The organism is Ornithinimicrobium ciconiae, from assembly GCF_007197575.1.
Classification (GTDB): Bacteria; Actinomycetota; Actinomycetes; order Actinomycetales; family Dermatophilaceae; genus Ornithinicoccus; species Ornithinicoccus ciconiae.
Map to the genome: position 1 here is coordinate 1,245,594 of NZ_CP041616.1, position 15,292 is coordinate 1,260,885.

Annotated in this window: 13 protein-coding genes and 1 tRNA gene; 10 read left to right on the forward strand and 4 right to left on the reverse strand. The window is 69.4% G+C overall.

What is annotated here, in order from left to right; genetic code table 11:
- Positions 1–27: 27 nt before the first annotated feature.
- Positions 28–159: a hypothetical protein gene (locus FNH13_RS19735; protein ID WP_267873009.1), complete on the forward strand. Its 132-nt coding sequence runs from the start codon at positions 28–30 to the stop codon at positions 157–159.
- 196 nt (positions 160–355) lie between these two features.
- Here the strand turns inward: FNH13_RS19735 and FNH13_RS05755 are convergent, their stop codons facing one another.
- Together FNH13_RS05755 and FNH13_RS05760 are read right to left on the reverse strand one after the other, a co-directional pair.
- On the reverse strand, positions 356–1,195 hold the full coding sequence (locus tag FNH13_RS05755; protein ID WP_143782588.1) for a TOMM precursor leader peptide-binding protein: 840 nt from the start codon (positions 1,193–1,195) through the stop codon (positions 356–358).
- 131 nt (positions 1,196–1,326) lie between these two features.
- Positions 1,327–1,500, reverse strand: coding sequence for a DUF5679 domain-containing protein (locus tag FNH13_RS05760; protein WP_143782589.1), 174 nt, complete (start codon positions 1,498–1,500; stop codon positions 1,327–1,329).
- A 187-nt stretch (positions 1,501–1,687) separates the two neighbouring features.
- Here FNH13_RS05760 and FNH13_RS05765 point away from each other — a divergent pair, with 187 nt between their 5' ends.
- Complete coding sequence (locus FNH13_RS05765) at positions 1,688–2,272, forward strand: M48 metallopeptidase family protein (protein ID WP_143782590.1); 585 nt, start codon at positions 1,688–1,690, stop codon at positions 2,270–2,272.
- A gap of 10 nt (positions 2,273–2,282) precedes the next feature.
- Here FNH13_RS05765 and FNH13_RS05770 read toward each other — a convergent pair whose 3' ends face one another.
- On the reverse strand, positions 2,283–3,803 hold the full coding sequence (locus tag FNH13_RS05770; RefSeq protein WP_228266607.1) for a zinc-dependent metalloprotease: 1,521 nt from the start codon (positions 3,801–3,803) through the stop codon (positions 2,283–2,285).
- Between the two features lie 134 nt (positions 3,804–3,937).
- Here FNH13_RS05770 and FNH13_RS05775 point away from each other — a divergent pair, with 134 nt between their 5' ends.
- From FNH13_RS05775 to FNH13_RS05785, 3 genes are all read left to right on the forward strand, one after another.
- Positions 3,938–5,044, forward strand: coding sequence for an NAD-dependent epimerase/dehydratase family protein (locus FNH13_RS05775; protein WP_165700026.1), 1,107 nt, complete (start codon positions 3,938–3,940; stop codon positions 5,042–5,044).
- A 156-nt stretch (positions 5,045–5,200) separates the two neighbouring features.
- Complete coding sequence (locus FNH13_RS05780) at positions 5,201–5,635, forward strand: molybdenum cofactor biosynthesis protein MoaE (RefSeq protein ID WP_228266608.1); 435 nt, start codon at positions 5,201–5,203, stop codon at positions 5,633–5,635.
- Positions 5,632–6,759, forward strand: a complete 1,128-nt coding sequence (locus FNH13_RS05785) for a YlbL family protein (protein WP_165700027.1) — start codon at positions 5,632–5,634, stop codon at positions 6,757–6,759. The genes FNH13_RS05780 and FNH13_RS05785 overlap by 4 nt, the downstream gene beginning before the upstream one ends.
- A 132-nt stretch (positions 6,760–6,891) precedes the next feature.
- Here FNH13_RS05785 and FNH13_RS05790 read toward each other — a convergent pair whose 3' ends face one another.
- The gene (locus tag FNH13_RS05790; protein ID WP_143784960.1) at positions 6,892–7,401 is read right to left on the reverse strand and encodes a PPA1309 family protein; all 510 of its coding nucleotides are present in this window, start codon (positions 7,399–7,401) and stop codon (positions 6,892–6,894) included.
- A gap of 173 nt (positions 7,402–7,574) precedes the next feature.
- Here FNH13_RS05790 and FNH13_RS05795 point away from each other — a divergent pair, with 173 nt between their 5' ends.
- From FNH13_RS05795 to FNH13_RS05815, 5 genes are all read left to right on the forward strand, one after another.
- A complete protein-coding gene (locus tag FNH13_RS05795) occupies positions 7,575–10,724 on the forward strand; it encodes a UPF0182 family membrane protein (protein WP_228266609.1) in 3,150 nt (1,049 codons plus the stop codon).
- Between the two features lie 97 nt (positions 10,725–10,821).
- A tRNA-Met gene (locus tag FNH13_RS05800) sits at positions 10,822–10,895 on the forward strand.
- A gap of 217 nt (positions 10,896–11,112) precedes the next feature.
- Complete coding sequence (locus FNH13_RS05805; protein ID WP_143782594.1) at positions 11,113–12,489, forward strand: NAD(P)/FAD-dependent oxidoreductase; 1,377 nt, start codon at positions 11,113–11,115, stop codon at positions 12,487–12,489.
- Positions 12,490–12,582: 93 nt separating this feature from the next.
- Positions 12,583–13,908 carry a M16 family metallopeptidase gene (locus FNH13_RS05810; RefSeq protein WP_143782595.1) on the forward strand — a complete coding sequence of 442 codons (1,326 nt, stop codon included), beginning with the start codon at positions 12,583–12,585 and terminating at the stop codon, positions 13,906–13,908.
- Complete coding sequence (locus FNH13_RS05815) at positions 13,905–15,284, forward strand: M16 family metallopeptidase (RefSeq protein WP_143782596.1); 1,380 nt, start codon at positions 13,905–13,907, stop codon at positions 15,282–15,284. Before FNH13_RS05810 ends, FNH13_RS05815 begins: the two co-directional genes overlap by 4 nt.
- Positions 15,285–15,292: the final 8 nt, after the last annotated feature.

A 15,292-nucleotide genomic window follows, 5' to 3' on the forward strand; every position in this document is an offset into this window, starting at 1 on the left:
AACCCAGCACCTTTCGAAGGAGAACTGATGTATCACCTGATGGAACAGGAACTGGCTCGCGCCGCCCATCTGGAGCGAACCACCAACCTGGAGCTGCAGCACCGGCAGAAGCTCACGATGAGCCTGCGGCCGACCGCTCAGCGCCAGCACCGGGTCTAGGACCCGTGGCGGCCACCCGGCGCGCGCCGGGACCGCACCAGCGGCAGCCGAGCGCGACTGACGCCCGGCTCCAGCCGCAGGACCCACCGAGGCGGGGTCGACGCACCCAGCGTGTGTCGGCCCCGCTTGCTGTGTCCGTCCAGGAACCAGACGCGGTGGACGTGGGGTTGTCATCCCGGTGCTCTTCCCGACGGGCTCAACGTCTCGACGGCTCTGACAGGCACGGGCAGTGCGGGTGTCGCTCCCACCGGCGGGTGCGCACGTCCGGCCAGGGCAGGGAGATCTGCCACGAGATCCCGACGGCGGGTTGGGGCGAGATGAGGGACTCCAGCGCCACCATGACAACGAGTGCCGCAACCGCCGCAGCCTGCGTCTCAGGAGCGGCAACCAGGCTGGTCAGATCGTCTGTGTCACAGGCAAGTTGAGACAGGATGCGCGGCCAGGCGCCGTCCCGGTCTCGACGGTGCAGGTCCAGGCAGCGCAAGCAGGGTGACTTCCCGGGATGGATCAGGGGGCCGATGACGACGGCGTCCGCCCGCAGCACCACCGGCACCTGGGCGGTGCCGGCCGCCTGCCACGCCCGCCCCGCGTCCGGGGTGAGGGCGTCGAGCGCACAGAGGACGACCAGTTCGGTCCGTTCGACACCCGGGTCCCCGTGTGCGGTCACCCGGCACCCGGCGTCCACAAACTCCTGCCGGATGCGTTCCACGATCGGCCCGGCTCCTGGTACGGCGAGCAGTGGTGGCTCCTGGACCGGTGCCAGCCGAGCAGCATCACCCGCATCCATCAGCAGGTGGTGTGCGCGCAGGGTGTTGACGAACTGGTCCACCCGAGACTGGGGAACCCCGAACCGACGAGCGAGGGCCGCGTCGCGGGAGGTGCCCGCGTCACCGGCGAGTGACAGCAACAGGTCGGACTCGGCCTCGCTCAGCCCCGCGAGGACGATCCCGTGGCCTGGTGCCAGGCCAAACTGGACCTCGCCGGGACCGCGGCGCACGGGTCGGGCGGTGGGGCGGAGTCGGACCATCGGGCACATGCGGTGACCTTGCCATCCGACCCTGTCGGCGCGCACCGGCTGTCCACAGGTCCCCAGCGACGTCGGGAAACGCGCGAGGGCGGGTCGGTGTGTTCACCGACCCGCCCTCGCACAGGCAAAAGTTCCTGGGATCAGGCGCTGGCGGCCTTGCCGAGGATCCGGTTGAGGTTGGTGCCACACACCGGGCACACGCCCTTGGCCATGCGACGGCCGTTGGTCTCCACCACACGACCCTCAGCCTCGCGCTTCTCCTTGCACTTCACGCAGTAGAACTCGCCCTGGTAGGTCTCGTTGGTCTCAGCCATGGTCACTCACTCCTCTTCATTCGCGGGCCGGAGCCCGTCTCGTGCAGGTCGTGCGACCTGCATTTCCGTTCCAGCCTAGACTCCTGCACGCACAAAACCGGCAAAATCCGTGCTCAACTCCCTGCGTGTCGGGCGGCTGTGGACACGCGCGACTGGCTGTCGGACGATCCGGCTAACGTGACCATCCATGACCCGCAGACCCCTTGGCCACGACAGCCGCGTGCCGTCAGACCCGGATCAGCCGCCGGTCGAGATCAGGCGAAGCGCGCGTCGGCGGCGCACCGTGTCCGCCCGGATGGAGGCCGGCACCTTCGTGGTGCTGATGCCGACGGGGCTGACGCGCGAGCAGGAGCAGGGGCACGTGGAGGACCTGCTCGCCCGACACCTGCGAGCCCAGGCGCGGCGACGTCTGGAGCGGGCCGACCTGATGGGCCGGGCGATGGCGCTGTCCGAGCGCTATCTCGACGGCCGGGCGAGGCCGGTCTCGGTCACCTGGGTGACCAACCAGCTGCGCCGGTGGGGCTCCTGCAGCCCAGCAACGGGTGCGATTCGCCTGTCCACGGACCTGGAGCGGATGCCGTCCTGGGTGGTGGACAGCGTCATCATCCATGAGTTGGCCCATTTGCTGGAGGCCAATCACGGCCCCAGATTCAAGGCCCTCGTGCACCGTTACGAGCGCTATGACGAGGCGACGACCTTCCTCCAGGGCGTCGCCTTCGGCATGGGACGGCAGATCCCGGCAGACGACGCCGACGGTGACCTCGACACGTGAGGGGCGGGGGTCAGGACTCCTCGTCGCGCAGCAGCCGCTGCAGCTCCTCATCGAGGTTGGTGTCGTCGGTGTCGGTGGAGGTGACCCGCGCGACAAAGCCCAGCGGGTCGTCCAGGTCGGCGGCACCCGGGGCCAGGTCAGGGTGCTCCCATGCTCGGTCGCGCGCGGCCGGTCCCGCCTCGGACTCCAGGGCGGCCCACAGGTTCGCAGCGTCTCGCAACCGTCGGGGTCGCAGCTCGAGCCCGACGAGGGAGGCAAACGTCTTCTCTGCTGGGCCTCCCGTCGCCCGGCGACGGCGCACCGCCTCAGCCAGAGCCTGGGCGTGGGGCAGGTGCTGCTCCGTCGCCCGTCCGGCCACGGTGTCGACCCATCCCTCGACCAGTGCGAGGTAGGTCTCCAGCCGGGTCAGTGCTGCGCGTTGGGCCTCGCTCGGCTCGGGAGAGAACAACGACCCGGCGAGAGCCTCCTGCATCGCCTGCGGGTCGTTCGGGTCGACGGAGCGCACGGCCTGCTCGATGCCGTCGGTGTCAAACCGGATGTCGCGTGCATAGTCCTGCACCGCCGTCATGAGCTGCGGACCCAGCCAGGACACGGCGGCGAACAGCCGCACCCGGGCCGCCTCACGGACCGCGAGATAGAGGTGCACCTCGCCAGTGTCGATGGCCAACCCCTCGGCGAACGCGGCGACGTTGGCCGGCAGGAGCGCCACCACCTCGCCGGAGAGCAGCGGCAGGCCGACCTCGGTGCCCGAGACGGTCTCCGTGGCGAGGGTGCCGATGGCCTGACCGACCTGTGCGCCGAACATGCCTGCGCTCATCCGACGCATCATCGGCTCGATCTGTCCCAGCAGCGTGCGCGGGTCGACCCCGGCAGGCAGGCCCGGGATCTGGGGGAGCTCACCGTCGCCGAGCTCGCGCAACTGCTCCTGCATCGCTCCCGTCATCGCGGCGGCGACTCCGGCCGCCACCGGCTCGGTCAGGGTCTGCCAGGCCGGGGTGCTGAGTTCAACCCACTCCGCCCGGCTCAGGGCCCGTGCCCGCCCCTCGGGCGGTGCCAGGTCGGTGACCTGGTCGAGCCACAGCGTGGCGACCTGCACGACCTGTTCCACATCACGGACCGTGGCCTCCGAGATGCTCTGATCACCCACGGCAGCCACGGTCTTGCGCGCGGCGTCGGTGGCAACGTCACGGTTGACCGCTCTCCCGTCGTCCGATCCGGCCATCATGGCCTGGACCTGGGCCTGGACCATCTGCATCATGGCGGGGTCGATCTGACCCAGACCCATGGACTCCAGCTGCTCGCGCAGCTCCGGCGGCAGGTCTCCACCGAAGAGGGCCCCGAGGGGGTCGGCGCCGGTGTTGTCAGGGCTGCCTTCGCCAGGGGAAGAGCCAGCGTCGCTGCGGTGTTCTCCTGGGCCACCTGAGGGCGACCCGGAGCCAGCCTCACCGCGCCCACGGAAACCCATGGGCTCGTTGCCTCCGGTGTCGTTCTCGTCGGGGCCCGGGGCCTCGGGATTCGTCTCGTCCGGCACGGCTCTGTCCTTCCGTCGTCCTGATCGGCTTGCTCATCATGCCTGTGCTGGGAGGATGGTTCCTCCGGGCCGCCTCGCGGGGGCGCGTATGCCGCTTCGGCATCCAGACACTCAGTGAACATGAGGAGACGGTCATGAGTTCCCAGATGGACCGCGTTCGCTCTGGGCGTAGCCCGCGCCCGCTGCAGGTAGCCGTCACGCACGCTCGCTCCGCACTGGGCCAGGCGGTGGCGGAACAGCTCATCCGGGCGGGGGAGCAGGTGACCGGGGTGGACCAACGCTCCGGGACTGCCGGGGGCCTGCGCCTGCGCTGGCGGCTGACGGATCTGGAGTCCCCGCAGGTGGTCGACGCGCTGCGGGGCATCGAGGCGGTCGTGCACCCGGCCCACGGCGTCGACCTCAGGAACGAGTTGGCCGAGGACCCGCAGGCACGTCGAGCGAGGATGATCCGGGAGGTGCAGACCCTGACCGTCGCAGCGGCGGCCGCAGGGGTCAGCCATGTTGTCGTGCTCAGCAGCGCCATGGTGTATGGCGCACGCCAGGACAACCCGGTGCCGCTTGCGGAGGACAGCCCGCTGCGCTCCGCCGACGTCGAGGGGATGATCGCCGACCTCGTGGAGGTGGAGGAACTGCTCGACACGGCCCGTCGGGTCCACCCCTCGGTGCGGATCACCTCGGTGCGGCCTGCCGCCATCGTCGGGCCGGGTGTGGACAGCATCATCACGCGGCACTTCGAGGCACCGCGCATGCTGGTGCTCAAGGGCACTGAGCCACACTGGCAGTTCTGTCACGTCGAGGACCTGGGGTCGGCCGTGGCCACCGTGCTGCACGACGGTCTCGGCCCCGCCGTCGCGGTGGGAGCCCCGGGGAGCCTGACGCAGGAGCAGGTCGAGCAGCTCTCCGGGCTGCGGCACGTCTCGGTGGCACCCACAGCCGCCCACGGTGCGGCCGACCGGCTCCACCGGTTGGGCGTGCTGCCACTGCCCCCGACCGACCTGGCCTATATCTCACACCCGTGGGTCATCGAGCCGGTGACGCTGCTCGAGCACGGGTGGCGACCGGCATACGACAATGCGGCATGCCTGGCGACGCTGCTGGAGGAGGCCCGGACAGGGGCGGGCGCGACCGTCCGCCGTCTGGAGCGCCGGGATGCCGCACTCGGAGCGGCTGGCGCCGCCAGCGCTGCGGTGGCGGTCGTGGCCACCGCGGCGCTCCTGCGGCGTCGTCGACGACGGACGTGAGCCGGCGGACGTGAGCGGGCAGACCTGAGGGCCGACCTGAGCGCGGCGGACGTGAGCGCGGCGGACGTGAGCGCGGCGGACCTGAGCGCGGCGGACCTGAGCGCGGTGGACGGGGACCCTCAGGGTCTTCTCGGCCCGGTGTTGGATGATGGAGCGGTGACAACAGACGAGCAGCGGGTGGTCCGAGCGCAGATCGTGGAGTCCGGGCCGTCCCTGGACGAGGTCCTGGACTGGGTCAGGCACCCGGAGGCCGGCGCGGTTTCCCTCTTCGTGGGCACCGTGCGGGACCACGACGGGGGTCAGAGCGGGGTCGTGCGGCTGGACTACAGCGCCCACCCCGACGCCGAGCAGCACCTGGCGCGGGTCGCCGAAGAGATCGGGCGCCTGCCGGGGGTCCTGCACGTCGCCGCAGTGCACCGCCAGGGAGAGTTGGCGGTCGGTGACACGGCCGTGGTGTGCGCGGTGTCCGCAGCGCACCGGGCGGAGGCCTTTGAGGCATGTCGGGCCCTGATCGAGCAGCTGAAGGCCACCGTGCCGATCTGGAAGAAGCAGCTGTTCGAGACCGGCTCGACCGAGTGGGTCGGTCTGTGAGTTACTACCGGCGTCCGGCGGATGGGCGACGTGCCGCCCACCCGCCGCACACCCGGATCGGGTGGACCACCGGGCTGGCCCTGGGGCTGGCGGTCGTGCTCGTGATCGCGATGGCGCTGCTCAACCTCGTCACCGTGGACAAGGTGCTCTATCGCCCAGCAGGGGTCCACGACACCCTCGGTGAGATCGATGGCCAGCCGATCGTGAACGTCGAGGGTCTGGAGACCTATGAGACCAGTGGCTCCCTGGACTTCCTAACCATCATCATCGACGGCGGGCCACGGTCCGACGTGACGGCCTGGGACTGGCTGCTTGCCGAGCTGGACCCGGCCGTCGACGTCTTCGATGCGGCAGACATCTATCCGCCTGACGTGACCGCGCAGGAGATCCAGGAGGAGAACGTCCAGCTGATGACCCAGTCGCAGCTCGGGGCCGCGGTGGTCGCGCTGCGCGCGACCGGGATCGAGGTGCCCGAGGAGGTCAAGGTCGGCCAGATCATTAAGGGTGCTCCGGCCGCTGAGGCTCTTGAGGTCGATGACCAGATCCTGTCGGTGGACGGCACCAAGATCGACAACCCGGAGGAGGTGCGTGTCCAGCTGCAGGAGCACGAGCCCGGTGACGCGGTGTCCTTCACGCTGCTGCGCGACGGCGAGGAGATCGAGCTGGACGTTCCCACGGGGGAGAGCGACCCTGACACGCTCGAGCCGGACGCGCCGCCGCGCACGATCATCGGCGTCTATCTGGCCAGTGACTTCGATCTGCCCTATGAGGTGACGATCGACGCGGGCAATGTCGGCGGTCCGTCCGCCGGCATGATGTTCTCCCTGGCCATCTACGACAAGATCACCCCCGGACCGCTCACGGGGGGCAAGCGCTTCGCCGGGACCGGCACGATCAACTCGGACGGCACCGTCGGCGGCATCGGCGGGATCGTGCAGAAGATGTATGCCGCCGAGCGGCAGGGCGTGGACTACTTCCTGGCCCCCGCGGCCAACTGTGCCCAGGTCGTCGGGCGGATCCCCGGCGACCTGGAGGTCATCAGGATCGAGAACTTCACCCAGGCGCGGGACATCGTGGAGGCACTGGGCGAGGATGAGGACATCACCGTGCCCCGGTGCTCCTGACCCACTTCAGGAGGCGCCTCCCGGTTCAGGGGCCCGAGTCGCGCCTGCGCAGGTGGCGCCCCGGAGCCTGCTCAGGCGGACAGCGTGGCACCCGAGCCGCTCAGGTGGACAGGCGTGGCGCCCCTGAGCCGCTCAGGTGGACAGCGTGGCGCGCAGCGCCTCGACCAGCCCGGGGGCGATGTCCTTGCCGATCGCGACGGCATCGTCACTGTCGTGCTCGCGCTGGCGCAACAGGCACACCGACTCGCCGCTGCGCAGGACGGCCGCGACCAGGCGCACATCCTTGCGCGTCGGGTGGGCTGCCAGCGCCTCGGTCGCTGCGGTCGGACTGAGGGGGAGGTCGCGCTCGGCCTCCGGGGGCACGACGATCCGCTCCAGCGCGATCGCGACGCCGTCCACGGCCTCGGGCCAGCCCAGCGTGCCGAGCAGGGACTCGATGTTGGAGGTCTTGCGCAGCCCCTCCTGCTCGATCGAGGTCAATCCGTCCGCCGGAGCCTGTTCCAACTCTGCGCGCAGCGTTGGCTCGGCCTCCATCAAGGAGTCTGTGCGGACCAGGGCAAACAGCCTGGGCGCCTGGTCCCATCCGAGCCTGGCGACGTGGCGCTCCGTGTCGGCGGCAGCCTTGGTGAGGATCTCTGTCATGTCGGGCACCCGGCCATGGTGCCACCTCGCGTCGCCCTCCCGGCAGTGCGGGTTGTCTCGTCCAGGTCACGGATTGTGACCTGAAAGCCGTTCTGCCGGGGTCGCTGGGTTAGCGTTGGGGAAACACAAACCAGGCCAGGCCGGGCCGACCGGCCATGAGGAAGCGGGTAGCAGTGACTGAGCGTGACGGGACGACTCCGGAGGAGCCGGACAACGACTCGGCCAAGGCGCCCAAGGACCCCTGGGACCGGGCGGCGGCGGACCCCTTCGGGTTCGGCGGGCGCGAGGAGGGCCCCCGAGAGCCAGCAGCGGGAGCGGGCGGCGGTGCCGGCGCAGGCCGACGCCCCGGAGTCGGTGGACGGGGACGCTTCCTGCCGACGGTCCTGATCCTGCTCGGTGTCCTCATAGCGCTGACCTGGCTCGCCCAGCTGTGGACCGAGTTCCTCTGGTATGACTCGGTCGGCTTCCGCACCGTGCTCACCACTCGACTGCTCACCCAGGTCGTGCTCTTCCTGGGGGCCGGGATCGTCACGGGCCTGCTCGTGTGGAGCTCGCTGCACCTGGCCTATCGCAACCGTCCGATCTATGCCCCGAGCAGTCCCGAGCAGATCAACCTGGACCGCTACCGCGCGGCGCTGGATCCTGTCCGTCGCCTGGTCTTCATCGGCGCCCCGGTCCTGCTCGGCCTGTTTGCCGGGTCGGCGATGGCTGCCCAGTGGCAGACCCTGCTGCTCTGGCTCAACCGCCAGCCGTTCGGCGTGCAGGACCCGCAGTTCAAGATCGACGTTGGCTTCTTCGTCTTCACGGTGCCCTGGCTGAACGTGCTGATCAGTTTTGCCACCCTCACCCTGGGTCTGGCCCTCATCGCTGCAGCGATGACGCACTACATCTATGGCGGGCTACAGCTGCAGGGTCCGGGGGAGCGCACCACCCGTGCCGCTCGCATCCACCTGGCGGTCCTGGCCGCACTGCTGGTGGGCGTGCGCGCCCTCGCCTACTGGATCGAGCGCTACTCCCTGGCCACCGCCAAACACGAGCTCATCACGGGTATGACGTACACGGACGTCAACGCCGTCCTCCCGACCCGTGGGGTGCTGGCCATCGCGGCCCTGCTCTGCGCCATCCTCTTCCTGTCCACCATCTGGACCCGCACCTGGCGTCTGCCGCTGATCGGCCTCGCCGGCCTCGTGGTCATCGCGCTCCTGGTCGGTGGCGCCTATCCCGCACTCATCCAGAACCTGCGGGTGAAGCCGTCGGAGGCGCAGCTGGAGGAGCCCTACATCCAGCGCAACATCGAGTCGACACTGGACGCGTACGGTCTGACCGACACCAAGATCACCGACTATGACGCCGTCACCGAGGCGACCCCGGGACAGCTGCGCGAGGACGCAGCCACGATCCCCGGCATCCGCATCGTCGACCCAGCCATCGTGTCCGACACCTTCCGCCAGCTGCAGGGTGTCCGCAACTACTACCAGTTCCCGGACGCTCTGGACGTCGACCGCTATGACGTCGACGGTGAGACCGTGGACACCGTGGTCGCGGTCCGCGAACTACGCCTCGACGGCATCCCCGCGGCCCAGCGCAACTGGGTCAACGACCACACGGTCTATACCCACGGTTTCGGTCTGGTCGCCGCCTACGGCAACCAGCGCACCAAGGACGGCGAGCCGATCTTCTACCACCGGAACATCCCACCGGTCGGTGAGCTGGGCGACTTCGAGCCGCGGGTCTACTTCGGTGAGCACTCGCCGTCATACTCGATCGTCGGCGCCCCCGACGGGGCGACGCCCCGCGAGCTCGACTATCCCGACAGCCTCGCCGACGCCGGTGAGACCCGAAACACCTACGCCGGCGGTGGTGGTGTCGCCATGGGGTCCTTCCCGCGCCAGCTGGCTTACGCGATCAAGTACCGCCAGGTCGAGATCCTGCTGTCTGACAGCGTGGGTCCGGAGTCCCGGATGCTGGATCACCGCGAGCCGCGCGAGCGGGTCGAGCGGGTGGCTCCCTGGCTTCGCCTGGACGGCAACCCCTACCCGGCGGTCGTTGACGGTCGCATCACCTGGATCGTGGACGGCTACACCGTGTCCGCCAACTACCCCTACAGCAAGCTCGAGCAGCTTGGCGAGGCGACCACCGACTCGCTCGTGACGACCTCGCAGAACGTGCGCTCGATCGGTCAGGGCGACATCAACTACATCCGCAACTCGGTCAAGGCCACGGTTGACGCCTACACCGGAGAGGTCGTTCTCTATGCCTGGGACGAGGAGGACCCGCTGCTCAAGGCCTGGTCCTCCGCGTTCGACAACACGGTGCAGCCGCTGTCGGAGATCGACGCCGAGCTGATGGGACACCTGCGCTATCCGGAGGACCTGTTCAAGGTCCAGCGGGAGGTGCTGACGCGTTACCACGTGAACACGGCTGAAGCCTTCTTCGGCGGCCAGGACTTCTGGGAGGTCGCGGCCGACGAGAGTGCCCCCGGTGACACCGATGTGGCGATGCCGCCCTACTACCTGAGCATCGCGATGCCGGGCCAGGAGGAGCCAACCTTCTCGCTGACGAGCACCTATATCCCAGGCGGTGACCGGCAGAACCTTGTGGGCTATCTGGCGGTGGACGCCGACGCCGGCGAGACGGCGGGCGAGAAACGTGAGGGCTACGGACAGATGCGGCTGCTGGAGCTGCCGCGCGAGTCCACGGTGACCGGTCCGGGCCAGTTCCAGAACGAGATCGAGTCCTCCAACGCCAACTCCGAGGCGTTCACCCAGACCCTGTCGCAGTTCCTGACGCTGAACCGGCAGGCCGGCTCGGTGGTGCAGATCGGCAACCTGCTGACCCTGCCGGTCGGTGGCGGACTCCTGTATGTGGAGCCGGTCTATGTGCGGGCGGCGGGGAGCTCCTCCTATCCGCTCCAGCGCCTGGTCGTGGTCTCCTTCGGCAACGAACTGGCCTGGTCCGACACCCTCGACGGTGCCCTGGACGAGCTCTTCGGTGGAGACTCCGGAGCCACCGCGGCCGACGAGGGCACCGGCACCGAGGAGCCAGTTGATCCCGTGGTGCCGCCCACCGACGGTGGTGAGGACCCCACCGCTGAGCCGACGACGCCGCCGAGCGGGGACCTCGCCGACGCGGTGGCCGACATCCAGGCGGCCTATGACGATGGCCAGGAGGCGCTGCGCAACGGTGACTGGGAGGCCTACGCCGAGGCGCAAACCCGCTTGGACGAGGCGATCTCGCGGGCGATCGAGCTGTCACCCGAGGGCGGCTCGGTGAGCGTGGAGCCGACTCCGACGGACGACAGCGAGGCGACCGCAACCCCCTGACGGGCAGGGTTTAGAGCCAACCCAGATCCGCCGACCGCTTCGTGCGGTCGGCGGATTTGGTTGGGCCTGCAGGGGTGACGTATGCTGGATGAACCGACGCGGGGTGGAGCAGCTCGGTAGCTCGCCGGGCTCATAACCCGGAGGTCGCAGGTTCAAATCCTGCCCCCGCTACTCAGTAGCGAACGAAGGCCCCCAGAGAGATCTGGGGGCCTTCGCTGTGTCCTGGGGCTTCGTTCCCGTCCTGTGGGCAGGACCTGCCTGGGAAGCAGCACCTGCCTCTAGGTCGGCGCCGGATGTGGTGAGCGTGGGGCAGATCACGACACTCAGGGGCAGCAGCACGGCATACTCGTGGTGAGGTCGCTGTTGACCTCACCAGAGGAGGAACTCCATGAATTCCACTGCTCAGCGCCCTCGGGTGATCATCATCGGCTCCGGCTTCGGCGGTCTCTTTGCCGCGCGTGCCCTGGCGCGTGCGGACGTCGACATCAGGCTCATCGCGCGCACCACGACCCACCTGTTCCAGCCGCTGCTCTATCAGGTGGCCACGGGCATCCTGTCGCCTGGGGAGATCGCTCCGGCGACCCGTGAGGTGCTGGCGCACCAGGACAATGTGCAGGTCGAGCTCGGCGACGTGACAGCGGTCGACGTGACCTCCAAGACGGTCACGGCGACCACCCTGGACGTGCCGCGGACCTATTCCTACGACTATCTGATCGTCGCCGCGGGTGCCGCCCAGTCCTGGTTCGGGCACGACGAGTTCGCTGACTTCGCGCCCGGCATGAAGAGCATCGACGACGCCCTGGAGCTCCGCGGACGCATCTTCGGGGCCTTCGAGCTAGCCGAGCTCGCCGCCGCGGACGGCCGCCACGAGGAGGCGAAGGCCCTGACCACCTTCGTGGTGGTCGGCGCCGGCCCCACCGGCGTCGAGATGGCCGGACAGCTGGCCGAGCTGTCCCACCGCACCCTCAAGCACGACTTCCGCCACATCGACCCCCGCAACTCCACGATCTATCTGATGGATGCGGCCGGGGCCGTGCTCGGTTCCTTCGACGAGTCGCTGCAGGCCAAGACCCGGCGGGCGATGGAGAAACTGGGTGTCGACGTGCTCCTCAACGCCAAAGTCGTCGACGTCGATGCGCGGGGGCTCGCCTATCAGGACGAGGCAGGCGAGACGCACCGCATCCAGGCACTCACCAAGGTGTGGGCCGCTGGCGTGGCCGCCTCCCCGTTGGCCCGGCAGCTTGCTGACCAGGTCGGCATCGAGGTCGACCGGGCGGGCCGAATCCCGGTCCAGGACGACCTCACGCTGCCCGGGCACCCTGAGGTCTTCGTCGTCGGAGACATGATGGCTCTCGACAACCTCCCCGGGGTCGCGCAGGTCGCGATCCAGCAGTCGCGCTACGCCGCCAAGAAGATCAAGGCAGACCTCGGCGGGAAGCCGGTCACCGAGCCGTTCGCCTACTTCGACAAGGGCAACATGGCCACGATCTCCCGGTTCCGCGCCATCGCGGAGATTGGCAAGATCAAGGTCACCGGCTTCGTGGCCTGGCTGCTGTGGCTGGGAGTGCACCTCGTCTACATCATCGGCTTCAAGTCGCGGGTCACGACCCTGCTGCGCTGGGCGGTCAGCTTCCTGGGCAGGGGGCGTGCTGAGCGAAACATCACCGAGCAGCAGGTCTTCGGTCGGATGGCGATGCACAGGGCCGACAACCTTCCCGGTCGGGCGGCACGCAACCTCGGCTGGAAGAGCGACGACCAGGACTGAGTCCCTGGTCCGGCTGCTGTGTCCGTCGGTTCGGCAGGGCAGCCTGGGTCGTCCGGTTCGGTGCCTGACCGGAACGTGTTTACAGTGGCCAGCATGCCGCTGGACTATCCCATCGCGACCGACACGCTCCCCAACGGGCTGCGGGTCGTCGTCAGCTCCGACCACACCGTGCCGACGGTCACCGTCAACATCTGGGTCGGTGTCGGTTCTCGCCACGAGCAGCCCGGACACACCGGCCTGGCCCACCTCTTCGAGCACCTGATGTTCCAGGGGTCGGCCAACGTCGGAGAGGGAGAGCACTTCTCGCTGCTCATGGAGCAGGGCGGCACCCTCAACGCCACGACCTGGTTCGACCGCACCAATTACTTCGAGACCGTGCCGACCGGCGCACTCGACCTCGCGCTCTGGCTGGAGGCGGACCGGCAGGGCCGGCTGCTCGAGGCCGTGACCCAGGCCAACCTGGACAACCAGCGTGACGTGGTCAAGGAGGAGAAGCGGCAGCGCTACGACAACCAGCCCTACGGCACGGCGATCGCTGACCTTGGTGCCCTGGTCTTCGAGGAGGGGCACCCGTACCACCATCCGACCATCGGCTCCATGGACGACCTGGACGCCGCCGATCTGGCGGACGTTCACGACTTCTACCGGCGGCACTACGCCCCGGGCAACACGGTCCTCACGCTGGTGGGCGACATCACCGCCGAGGCCGGGTTCGAGGCAGTGCGGCGTCACTGGGGCGCCCTGGCGGCACCGACACCCGCGCCGCAGGAGCCACGGCCCCAGCTGGAACCGCTCACCACCGCTCCCCGCCTGGACCGTGCCGATGACGTGCCCAACGACCGGCTCTACCTCGGGTTTCGGCTCCCGGTCGCGCACACCCCGGAGTTCCTGGCCTGCTCCGTGGCCCTGGACGCCCTGGGCTCGCTGCCCACCAGCCGCCTCCACCGTCGTCTGGTGCGAAACGAGGAGGTCGCGATCAGCGTGTCCGGAGCCTCCCTGGGCCTCATCGACGGTGCGTCGCTGGGCTTCCTCGGCATCGATGTGGCAGAGGGTGCTGACCCCCGCCAGATCGAGGAGGCAGTCTGTGCTGAGCTCGAGCGGTTCGCCGCCGAGGGGCCGACGCCCATCGAGCTGGAGTCCTCCCTGGCCGACACGGAGCGGTCCTGGCTGGAGGCGTTGGCCAGCCACCAGGAGCGGGCCGACCTGATCAGCCACTACACGCTGCTGCACGACGACCCCGAGCACATCAACACCTACCTGGACCAGGTCCGCGCAGTGACCGCAGAACAGATACGGCAGGCGGCGGCCCGCTGGCTGACCCCCGACTCACGCGCCACCGTGTCCTTCACCACCGTGTCCTTGACCACCGAGCACCCGCTCACCGACGCGCAGCAGCCGGTCACGGAGACTGTGGCGTGAGCGCCGACGGCGTGACCACTCCCGCGGGCCCGCGTCCCGTCGTTGCGGAGCCGGCTCCCTGGAGCTTCCCGCAGCCGGACCGGTTCGTGCTCTCCAACGGTGTGGCGGTCCAGGCCTTCGACATGCCGGGTCAGCACGTCCTGTCCGTGCAGCTCGGCATCCCGGCCCCGTTGGCAGGTGAGCCGAAGGAGGTCGAGGGGGTCGGCCTGATCATGGCGCGGTGTCTCGACCAGGGGACTGCCCGGCATACCGCAGATGAGATGGCTGAACTGCTGGACCGCAAGGGGATCGCGCTGCACGCGGGAGTGGGGGAGCGCGCTTTCCTCGTCGAGCTCGACGTCATCAGCCGCAACCTGGGCGCGGCGCTGGACCTGATGGTCGAGTGTCTGACCGAGGCAACCTTCCCCGAGGCGGAGGTGCGCAGGGAGGTGCGGCACCGGGTGGCTGACATCGGTCAGGACCACGCCGACCCCGGGAGCCTGGCGGCCCTGCACTTCATCGCGACCTATTTCGACTCGGCGGACCGCGCCTCGCGACCCGGTGGCGGCAGCCGTGAGACGGTGTCGACCATCACGGCCGAGGCTGTCCGCGACTACTACGCGGCGACGGTCCACCCCGACGGTGCCGTGCTCGCGGTGGCCGGAGACCTGTCCGGCATCGACCTGCCTACCCTGCTGGAGACCGCCTTCGCGCCGTGGGCCAGCGTCCCTGGCCATCGGCCGGCGACCGTGGATCCTGGCACGCGGGCAGCCACAGCCGGACGCATCGTGCTCGTGGACCGCCCCGGGGCCGTGCAGACCGAGCTGCACCTCGGGGGACCGGGACCGACCCGCTCGGACCCCCTGGGGTGGGGGCCCTACCAGGTCCTGTCCTTCGCGGTCGGGGGCTCTCCCCAGGCACGGATCGACCGGGTCCTGCGCGAGGAGCGAGGTTATACCTACGGCATCCGGGCCGGTTTCCGCCCACGGACCCGCACCGGGTTGTTCACTGCCCTGGGCTCGGTGCGCGGGGAGGTCACGGTCGAGGCTGTCGCGGCCCTGCTCGACATCCTTGACCTGCAGGGGTCAGACCTGACCGACGACGAGCTCTCGCATGCTGCGGGATACCAGGCGCGCACCGCGCCCGGTCGGTTCGCGACCTGTGAGGCGGTCGCGGCAGAGGCGGTCTCGCTGGCGCTGGACGGTCTCGGTGTCGACTTCGTGACACGGACCGTGGACCAGGTGCGCACCCTGGACCCTGACGTCGCGCGCGCTGCCTGGGACCGGCACCGCGGCGAGCCGTGGACGGTGATCCTGGTCGGTGACGCGCAGCACGCCAAGGGCATCGAGGAACTCGGCCGTGGGCCGGTGGACGTGGTGTCCCAGCCGCGCGTCTGACCGCGAGC

Excerpts from the sequence above, each read along its gene's own strand:
- FNH13_RS19735 (WP_267873009.1), top strand. The coding sequence starts at position 28 with ATGTATCACCTGATGGAACAGGAACTGGCTCGCGCCGCCCATCTGGAG.
- FNH13_RS05755 (WP_143782588.1), bottom strand. The coding sequence starts at position 1,195 with ATGTGCCCGATGGTCCGACTCCGCCCCACCGCCCGACCCGTGCGCCGC.
- FNH13_RS05760 (WP_143782589.1), bottom strand. The coding sequence starts at position 1,500 with ATGGCTGAGACCAACGAGACCTACCAGGGCGAGTTCTACTGCGTGAAG.
- FNH13_RS05765 (WP_143782590.1), top strand. The coding sequence starts at position 1,688 with ATGACCCGCAGACCCCTTGGCCACGACAGCCGCGTGCCGTCAGACCCG.
- FNH13_RS05775 (WP_165700026.1), top strand. The coding sequence starts at position 3,938 with ATGAGTTCCCAGATGGACCGCGTTCGCTCTGGGCGTAGCCCGCGCCCG.
- FNH13_RS05790 (WP_143784960.1), bottom strand. The coding sequence starts at position 7,401 with ATGACAGAGATCCTCACCAAGGCTGCCGCCGACACGGAGCGCCACGTC.
- FNH13_RS05805 (WP_143782594.1), top strand. The coding sequence starts at position 11,113 with ATGAATTCCACTGCTCAGCGCCCTCGGGTGATCATCATCGGCTCCGGC.
- FNH13_RS05810 (WP_143782595.1), top strand. The coding sequence starts at position 12,583 with ATGCCGCTGGACTATCCCATCGCGACCGACACGCTCCCCAACGGGCTG.